Annotated in this window: 7 protein-coding genes and 1 pseudogene; 7 read left to right on the forward strand and 1 reads right to left on the reverse strand. The window is 70.9% G+C overall.

Features of this window, described 5'->3' with window-relative positions; genetic code table 11:
* The first annotated feature begins 52 nt into the window (after nucleotides 1-52).
* From CCR87_RS04795 to CCR87_RS17680, 7 genes are all read left to right on the forward strand, one after another.
* Nucleotides 53-1,867, forward strand: a complete 1,815-nt coding sequence (locus CCR87_RS04795; RefSeq protein ID WP_201156429.1) for a M3 family oligoendopeptidase — start codon at nucleotides 53-55, stop codon at nucleotides 1,865-1,867.
* A gap of 66 nt (nucleotides 1,868-1,933) precedes the next feature.
* Nucleotides 1,934-2,458 carry a flavin reductase family protein gene (locus CCR87_RS04800; RefSeq protein ID WP_420850147.1) on the forward strand — a complete coding sequence of 175 codons (525 nt, stop codon included), beginning with the start codon at nucleotides 1,934-1,936 and terminating at the stop codon, nucleotides 2,456-2,458.
* Between the two features lie 134 nt (nucleotides 2,459-2,592).
* Nucleotides 2,593-3,711: a DNA polymerase III subunit beta gene (dnaN, locus tag CCR87_RS04805; RefSeq protein WP_201156430.1), complete on the forward strand. Its 1,119-nt coding sequence runs from the start codon at nucleotides 2,593-2,595 to the stop codon at nucleotides 3,709-3,711.
* The gene (gene recF, locus CCR87_RS04810; RefSeq protein WP_201156431.1) at nucleotides 3,708-4,808 is read left to right on the forward strand and encodes a DNA replication/repair protein RecF; all 1,101 of its coding nucleotides are present in this window, start codon (nucleotides 3,708-3,710) and stop codon (nucleotides 4,806-4,808) included. Before dnaN ends, recF begins: the two co-directional genes overlap by 4 nt.
* Entirely contained in the window at nucleotides 4,805-5,890 is a 1,086-nt protein-coding gene (locus CCR87_RS04815) for a quinone-dependent dihydroorotate dehydrogenase (protein WP_201156432.1), read from the forward strand. The genes recF and CCR87_RS04815 overlap by 4 nt, the downstream gene beginning before the upstream one ends.
* 494 nt (nucleotides 5,891-6,384) lie before the next feature.
* Nucleotides 6,385-7,701: a serine hydrolase domain-containing protein gene (locus CCR87_RS04820; RefSeq protein ID WP_242511861.1), complete on the forward strand. Its 1,317-nt coding sequence runs from the start codon at nucleotides 6,385-6,387 to the stop codon at nucleotides 7,699-7,701.
* Nucleotides 7,702-7,905: 204 nt separating this feature from the next.
* Nucleotides 7,906-8,043: a transposase gene (locus CCR87_RS17680; protein WP_201156433.1), complete on the forward strand. Its 138-nt coding sequence runs from the start codon at nucleotides 7,906-7,908 to the stop codon at nucleotides 8,041-8,043.
* Nucleotides 8,044-8,215: 172 nt separating this feature from the next.
* Here CCR87_RS17680 and CCR87_RS04830 read toward each other — a convergent pair.
* Nucleotides 8,216-8,373: pseudogene (locus tag CCR87_RS04830) on the reverse strand (IS3 family transposase); the annotation flags it as partial.

Below are 8,373 nucleotides of genomic sequence, written 5' to 3' on the forward strand. Positions count from 1 at the left end.
GGGGTGGGGTTGGCCTATCCCTCTTCTCCAGTCCAGCTTCCGGAGAGTGCCCATGACCCGACCCGTTCTTGACGCGAATGCCGCCGCCGGCGGGGCCGGGGGGCTGGAGGGTCTGCCGGAGTGGGATCTGAGCGATCTGTACCCCGCGCCCGACGCGCCGGAATTCACCCGCGACATGGCGTGGCTGGAGGAGGCCTGCCGCAGCTTTGCCACGGATTACGAGGGCCGTCTGGCGGAGCTGGACCCGGCGGGGTTCCTGGAGTGTGTACGGCGCTACGAGCGGATCGACGTGGTCGCCGGGCGGCTGATGTCGTTCGTGGGCCTGCGGTATTACCAGAACACCATCGACCCGGCCCGCGCCAAGGCGATGGCCGACGCACAGGACCGCCTGACGGCGCACACCACGCCGCTGGTGTTCTTCCGGCTGGAGGTCAACCGGCTGGACGACGCGACCTTTGACGCGCTGTTCGGCGACCCGGAGCTGGCGCGCTACAAGCCCGTCTTTGACCGCATGCGCGCGATGCGCCCGCACCAGCTGTCGGACGAGCTGGAGCGCTTCCTGCACGATCAGTCCACGGTGGGCGCCGCGGCCTGGAACCGGCTGTTCGACGAGACGATGGCGGGCATGGAGTTCGATGTCGACGGTGAGGGGATGGCGCTCGAATCCACCCTCAACCTGTTGACCGATCCGGACCGTGCGCGGCGCGAGGCGGCGGCGCATGCGCTGGCCGATGGCTTCCGCCAGCATCTGCGGTTGTTTGCGCGGGTGCACAACACGCTGGCCAAGGGCAAGGAGATCGAGGACCGCTGGCGCAAGATGCCCAGCCCGCAACACGCGCGCCACCTGTCCAACCATGTGGAGCCCGAGGTGGTGCAGGCGCTGCGCGATGCGGTGGTGTCGGCCTATCCGCGGCTGTCGCACCGGTATTATGCGCTGAAGGCGAAGTGGATGGGGCTGGACAAGTTGCAGGTCTGGGACCGCAACGCGCCGCTGCCGATGGAGCCTGCGCGCACCATCGGCTGGGATGAGGCCCGCGAGACGGTGATGGGGGCCTTCGCCGAGTTCGATCCGCGCATCGCCGAGCTGGCGGAGCCGTTCTTCGAGCGCGGCTGGATCGACGCTGGCGTGAAGCCGGGCAAGGCGCCCGGCGCCTTCGCGCATCCCACGGTGACGGATGTGCATCCCTACATCATGCTGAACTACCTTGGAAAACCGCGCGACGTGATGACGCTGGCGCATGAGCTGGGCCACGGCGTGCACCAGCGGCTGGCGGCGGGGCAGGGGGAGCTGCTGTCCTCCACGCCCCTGACGCTGGCGGAAACCGCGAGCGTGTTCGGCGAGATGCTGACCTTCCGCCGCCTGCTGGCGAACGCCAGGACCAGGGCCGAGCGCAAGACCCTGCTGGCGGGCAAGGTCGAGGACATGATCAACACCGTCGTGCGCCAGATCGCGTTCTACGACTTCGAGTGCAAGCTGCACGCCGCGCGCCGCGAGGGCGAGATGACGCCCGACGACATCAACGCGCTGTGGATGAGCGTGCAGGCCGAGAGCCTCGGGCCGGTGTTCGAGTTCATGGACGGCTACGAGACGTTCTGGGCCTACATCCCGCATTTCGTGCACTCGCCGTTCTATGTCTACGCCTATGCCTTTGGCGACGGGCTGGTGAACGCGCTCTATGCCGCCTACGAGGAGGCGGGCGCGGAGTTCATCCCCAAGTATTACGACATGCTGGCGGCGGGCGGGTCGCGCCACCACCGCGAATTGCTGGCGCCGTTCGGGCTGGATGCGGGCGATCCTGCGTTCTGGGACAAGGGGCTGGAGATGATTGCCGGCCTCATCGACGAGCTGGAGGCGATGGAGGACTGATCCGCGGCCTTGTCGTCACTCGCCGCGGGGTTAACTCGCGGCAGGCACACACAAGGGGACAGCGCCATGGGGTTCATGCCGGTCAAGGGGGGCGAGGCTTTGGAGTTCACGCCGGGGCCGGAGACGGCGCGACTGCTGCGCGATGCGCTGGGCCGGTTCGCAACCGGGGTGACCGTGGTGACCGTGGCCTCGGACATGGGGCCGGTGGGGATCACGGCCAACAGCTTCACCTCGGTCTCGCTCGATCCGCCGCTGGTGCTGTGGTGCCCGGCGCGCGGCTCGCGGCGGTTTGCGCATTTCGCGGACGCGGCGCATTTCTCGATCCATGTTCTGGGCGCGGACCAGATGGAGCTGTCGCGCCGCTTCGCCTCGGGCCCCGGCACCTTCGATGCCATCCCCGAGACGCTGTCGCCCGAGGGGGTGCCGTGCCTGCCGGGGGTGCTGGCGCGGTTCGACTGTGCGCTGCATGCCGCCCATGATGGCGGCGACCACAGCATCGTGGTGGGCCGCGTCCTGCGCAGCGCGCTGGGCGACGGGGCGCCGCTGGTGTTCGCGGGCGGCGGCTACGGCCGTTTTGCCGCCGGTCCCTGATCCGCGCGCTGCGTGCCACAGGCCGGTGAAATCGGCCGCTTTGCCCCCGGCCCCCCTTGTCCGCGCCCCCGATTTCGCTAAGGCTCTGCGGCCCGGGCGGGGGTCCACCGGAAGACGGCACGAGGGAGTTGGCCATGAAGATCAGCATCGAACGCGGGCCGCTGTCGCGCGCGATCGGACAGGCCCAGTCGGTGGTGGAGCGGCGCAACACCATCCCCATCCTTGCCAATGTGCTGATCGAGGCGGAGGGCGACGCCGTCAGCTTCCGCGCCACCGATCTGGACATCGAGGTCGTGGACCGAGTGCCTGCGCAGGTGGACCAGCCCGGCGCGGTCACCGTGTCGGCGGTGCTGCTGCATGAAATCGTGCGCAAGCTGCCCGAGGGCGCGCTGGTGCAGCTGTCGGACGATCCCACCTCGGGGCGGCTGAACGTGCGGGCCGGGCGCTCCAGCTTCCAGCTGGCGACCCTGCCGAAGGAAGACTTTCCGGTGATGGCCTCGGCCGAATACGGATCGAACTTCACCGCGCCCGCGCGCGATCTGCGTCGGCTGTTCGACAAGTCGAAGTTCGCGATCTCCACCGAGGAGACGCGCTACTACCTCAACGGTGTCTATCTCCACGTCGCGACCGGAGAGGACGGCCCGGCCCTGCGCTGCGTGGCCACCGACGGCCACCGGCTGGCGCGCGTCGATGCGCCGTTGCCCGAAGGGGCCGCGGACATGCCCGGCGTGATCGTTCCGCGCAAGACCGTGGGCGAGCTGCGCAAGCTGCTGGAGGACGACGAGGCCGAGATCGCGGTCTCGGTGTCCGAGACCAAGCTGCGCTTTGCCACCGCCGAGATCACCCTGACCTCCAAGGTCATCGACGGCACATTCCCCGACTACAGCCGCGTGATCCCCACCGCCAACACCCGCCGGCTGGAGGTGGACGCCGCCGAATTCGCCCGCGCCGTGGACCGGGTCGCGACGGTGTCGTCCGAACGCTCCCGCGCGGTGAAGCTGGTGCTGGAGGACGACCGGCTGGTGCTGTCCGTCACCGCCCCCGACAGCGGCACCGCCGAGGAGGAGCTGGCGGTCGCCTATGCCGACGAACGCCTGGAGATCGGCTTCAACGCCAAGTACCTGCTGGAGATCGCGGGCCAGGTCGACCGCGAGAACGCGGTGTTCCTGTTCAACGCCCCCGGCGACCCCACCCTGATGCGCGAGGGCGGCGATCCCTCGGCGATCTATGTCGTGATGCCGATGCGGGTGTGACGGCCAGCGACCGCCTCTCCGTCCTGACGCTGTCGCATTTCCGATCGCACCGGCAGGCGCGGCTGGTGTTCGACGGGCGCCCGGTGGCGATCTGGGGGCCGAACGGCGCGGGAAAGACCAACATTCTGGAGGCGGTGTCGCTGCTGTCGCCCGGGCGCGGCCTGCGCGCCGCCCCGGCCGAGGCGCTGGCGCGCACCCCCGAAGCGGTCGGTTGGAAGCTGACGGCGGCGCTGGCGGGCCATGCGGTGGCCACCTGGGCCGAACCCGGCCGCCCCCGCACCGTCACCATTGACGACAAGCCCGGACCGCAGGCCGCGCTGGGCCGTATCGTGCGCATGCTGTGGCTGACCCCGGCGATGGACCGGCTGTGGATCGAAGGCGCCGAGGGGCGGCGCCGGTTCCTCGACCGCATGGCGCTCAGCTTCACGCCCGCGCACGCCGAGGCGGCGCTCGCCTATGACAAGGCGATGCGCGAGCGTAACCGCCTGCTGCGCGACGGGGTGGAGGATGCGCGCTGGTACGCGGCGCTGGAGGCGCAGATGGCCCGCGCGGGCGCCGAGGTCGCCGCCAACCGCCGCCATGCGCTGGCCCGCCTTGCGGCGGTGGCCGAGGATGGCGCCTTTCCGGCGGCCGCGCTGACGCTGACCGGCCCGGACGGCACCGCCCCGCCCGAGGATGCGGGCGCGCTGGCCCGCGCGCTGGCCGACGGGCGGCGCCGCGACATGGCTGCCGGGCGCACGCTGGCCGGCCCGCACCGCGCCGACCTGCGCGCGGTCTACACCGCCAAGGGCGTCCCGGCCGAGCAGTGCTCCACCGGCGAGCAGAAGGCGCTGCTGATCGCGCTGGTGCTGGCGAATGCCCGCGCGCTGGCGGCTGACGACGGCACCCCCCCGATCCTGCTGCTGGACGAGGTCGCGGCGCATCTGGATGACAACCGGCGGGCCGCGCTCTATGACGCGCTGGTGCGGCTGGGGGCGCAGGCGTTCCTCACCGGGACGGGGGCTGCGCTGTTCGCGGGGCTGAAGGGCCGTGCGCAGGGAATTTCGGTGGCCGAGTGCGACGGGCTGTCGGTGGTGACGGAGGCGGAGGTGCCATGACAGGGCTGATCGAACGGGCGGGGCTGGCGGTGCTGGCGCGGATCGACCCCGAGCGGGCGCATGGGCTGGCGCTGACGGCGCTTCGGGCGGGGGTGGTGCCGATGCCTGCGCCGGTGGCGTCGCCCCGGCTGGCGGTGACGGTGGCGGGGCTGCGGCTGGACAATCCGCTGGGGCTGGCGGCGGGCTTCGACAAGAACGCCGTGGCGCTGGCGCCGTTGTCGCGCGCGGGCTTCGGGTTTCTGGAGATCGGCGCGGTGACGCCGCGCCCGCAGCCCGGCAACCCCCGCCCGCGCCTGTTCCGCCTGCCGCAGGATGGCGCGGTCATCAACCGCTTCGGCTTCAACAACGACGGTGCCGAGGCGGTGGCGGCGCGGCTGGAGCGCAGGCCCGCCAGCGGCCCGCCGGTGGGGGTGAACCTGGGCGCCAACAAGGACAGCGAGGATCGCGCGGGGGACTTCGCCGCCGTGCTGACGCGGCTGGGCCCGCATGTCGATTTCGCCACCGTCAATGTCAGCTCCCCCAACACCGAGCGGTTGCGCGACCTCCAGGGGCCCGCCGCCCTCGCCGCGCTGCTGGAGCGGGTGATGGCCGCGCGCGCGGGGCTGGCGCGGCCGATCCCGGTGTTCCTGAAGATCGCGCCGGATCTGGACGACGCCGCCCTGGAACAGATCGCCGAGGTGGCGACCGATGCGGGCATCCACGCCATCGTTGCCACCAACACCACGCTGGCGCGCAGCGGTCTGCGGGGGCGGCACGCGGACCAGGCGGGCGGTCTGTCGGGGCGGCCGCTGTTTGCGCCCTCCACCCGTGTGCTGGCGCGGCTGTCGGCCCTGACGGATGGGCGGATGCCGCTGATCGGGGTGGGCGGTGTCGCCTCGGCCGAGGACGCGCTGGCCAAGATCCATGCGGGCGCCGTTGCGGTGCAGCTCTATACCGCGCTGAGCACGCGGGGCCTGTCGCTGGTGGGCGACATCCTGGGCGGCCTGGATGCGGCACTGGCGGCGGCGGGTCACGACAGCGTGGCCCAGGCGGTGGGCGCGCGGCGCGCCGCATGGCTTCAGCCCGCCAGGATCGCCCTGTGATCCGGTATCGGCGGCGTGTCCAACAGGGGTGTTCGTCGCGCCGGACAGGGGTCCGCGTTGCGCGGGGCTACCGCCAGGGCCGAGTGTGACGGGCGCGGCCGAACGGCCATCAGCGCGGGTGCGGTCGCCGACCCGGCCCCGGGCTGAACGACGACATCGCACCGCGCGACCGGCCTGGTCATTGCACCGGCCGAAGCGAGACCCGGCGTGTCGTCCATCCGTGGGACCTGCGCCGGCGTGCTCCGCAACGCCTGCGATCCCGGTCGACCCGGGCCGTGGCGGTCGTTCCCCGGTATCAAGGCTCGGGACCGGCCGCATGGCAACACCGCGCGGCCTGCGGGGGACAGGGCCGCGTCTCGCGGGTGATCCGGGCGATCATTCGGGAGCGGCCGGGGCCACGAGGCGGGTCTGTGCTTGCCAGGGGTGGCTGACTCGGTGCCCTCTCCAGAGGGCAGGAGCTGAATGGAGCGGAGGCCGCGCCAATGACTTTTCCGATGCCGAGGCTTGTCGCCGCCCTCGCCCTTGCGGGTGTCATGTCGTCCGCCGCCGCGCAGGACGCCCCGCTCTCGGCGCAGGAGTCCGACCCGCGCGTCATGGGCTGGATGCAGGGATTTCCGCCGCCGCCCGACCGGCTCATCACCCAGCCCGACGCGGTCTACTTCAGCTTTCCGCGCCTGCGCTGGTCGGTGTGCCACCTGCGGCAGTTCCTGCCGACGGTGCAGCTCGGCCGTGGCCTCGGCGCGCCCGTGCCGCTGGACACGCTGCCGCCGGTCGCCTTTGCCGAGATGCGCGCGGCCATCGACGCGCTGACCTTCCGCCCCATCGGCGCCGAGGAGGACATGACCTGGGCGGCGTCGCTCGACGCCAACTACACCGACGGAATCGCGATCCTGCACCGCGGCCGCGTGGTCTATGAACGCTATTCCGGATGCCTGGCCGAGGATGGCCAGCACGCCGCCATGTCCATGACCAAATCCGTCACCGGGCTTCTGGCCGAGATCCTGGTGGTCGAGGGCGCGCTGGACGACACGGCCCTTGTCGTCGACATCATCCCCGAGATCGCCGGCAGCGCCTTTGCCGACGCGACCGTCCGGCAGGTGATGGACATGACCACGGGCGTGGCCTTCTCCGAGGACTACGCCGACCCCGACGCCGACATCTGGCGCTATTCCGCCGCCGCGAGCCCGTTTCCCAAACCCGAGGGCCACACGGGCCCCGATGGCTACTGGGAGTACCTGATGCAGGTGCGCCCCGAGGGCGCGCATGGCGAAGCCTTCCATTACCGCACGATCAACTCCGACATGCTGGGCTGGATCATCGCGCGCACCGCGCAGCGCTCGGTGGCGGATCTGGCGTCCGAGCGGCTGTGGCGGCGCATGGGCGCCGAGCAGGACGCCTATATGGCCGTGGACGGCCGGGGCGTGCCCTTTGCCGGCGGCGGGCTGAGCCTCGGGCTGCGCGACCTCGCACGGCTGGGCCTTGTGATGCTGGACGGGGGCGAGATCGCGGGCACGCGGCTGTTCCCGGCCGAGGTCGTGGCCCGCATCCGCGCCGGCGGCGACCCCGCCAGGTTCTCGGGCTACCCCACCCTCCCGAACGGCAGCTACACCAGCCAGTGGTGGGTGTTCCACAACGACCACGGCGCCTTCGCCGCACGCGGCGTGCATGGCCAGACCATCTACGTCGACCCCACCGCCGAGATGGTCGTGGTGCGCTTCGCCTCCTTCCCGCAGGCGCAAAACGCCCTCATCGATCCCACCTCGCTGCCAGCCTTCCAGGCAGTTGCGGAGTTCCTGATGGCGCAGGACTGAGCACCCAGGAATGACATCTTTCGACCATTGCCGTCGGTGAACGTGCCGGTCCACCGGCTGGCTGGGTGGCGAGGCCGGGCCCTGATGGCGGCGGAGGGTGCGCTGAAGGCGCGCGCGCGCCTGCAGGCCAGGGTTGGCGAGGGGCCTGCTGCCGGTTCGGTGGACACGAAGACAAGATCGTGACCAAGGGATCGGAGGTCGGAGATGGTGAGACGGGAGTTCACCCGCGCGTTCAAGATCGACGCTGTGGAGCCCGTGACGAAGCGGGGCGTTTCGGTGGTGCAGGCGGCCCGCGATCCGGATCCGGCGGAAAGCGTGCGGCGCCGGTGGATGCGGGAATGAGCGCCTGGCTGCCACTGGCGCCAAGGAAGGCCCCAATGCGGGAGGCGCTGTCACGGCAGTCCCCGGCAATGGCCAGCAGCGTACCGATCTGGCCGGAATTTGCAGCCCTGAAGAAGGATGTCGCCAGGCCCTCTGAACCGCGCCGGGTTTGTCGGAGGCTGATTTCATTTAGTTACGCGGCCATGGGTTTAGTTTCCAGAGCGGCGTAGAAGTTTGCCTCGGCTTCGGCTGGCGGTATATTCCCGATGGGCTCCAGCAGACGGCGGTTGTTGAACCAGTCGACCCATTCCAGCGTGGCGTATTCGACGGCCTCGAAGCTGCGCCAAGGTC

Source organism: Rhodobaculum claviforme (assembly GCF_016653255.1).
GTDB lineage: Bacteria > Pseudomonadota > Alphaproteobacteria > Rhodobacterales > Rhodobacteraceae > Rhodobaculum > Rhodobaculum claviforme.

What these genes read in the sequence shown, in the direction of transcription:
- CCR87_RS04795 (WP_201156429.1), top strand. Translation starts at nt 53, where the DNA reads ATGACCCGACCCGTTCTTGACGCGAATGCCGCCGCCGGCGGGGCCGGG.
- CCR87_RS04800 (WP_420850147.1), top strand. Translation starts at nt 1,934, where the DNA reads ATGGGGTTCATGCCGGTCAAGGGGGGCGAGGCTTTGGAGTTCACGCCG.
- dnaN (WP_201156430.1), top strand. Translation starts at nt 2,593, where the DNA reads ATGAAGATCAGCATCGAACGCGGGCCGCTGTCGCGCGCGATCGGACAG.
- CCR87_RS04815 (WP_201156432.1), top strand. Translation starts at nt 4,805, where the DNA reads ATGACAGGGCTGATCGAACGGGCGGGGCTGGCGGTGCTGGCGCGGATC.
- CCR87_RS04820 (WP_242511861.1), top strand. Translation starts at nt 6,385, where the DNA reads ATGCCGAGGCTTGTCGCCGCCCTCGCCCTTGCGGGTGTCATGTCGTCC.
- CCR87_RS17680 (WP_201156433.1), top strand. Translation starts at nt 7,906, where the DNA reads ATGGTGAGACGGGAGTTCACCCGCGCGTTCAAGATCGACGCTGTGGAG.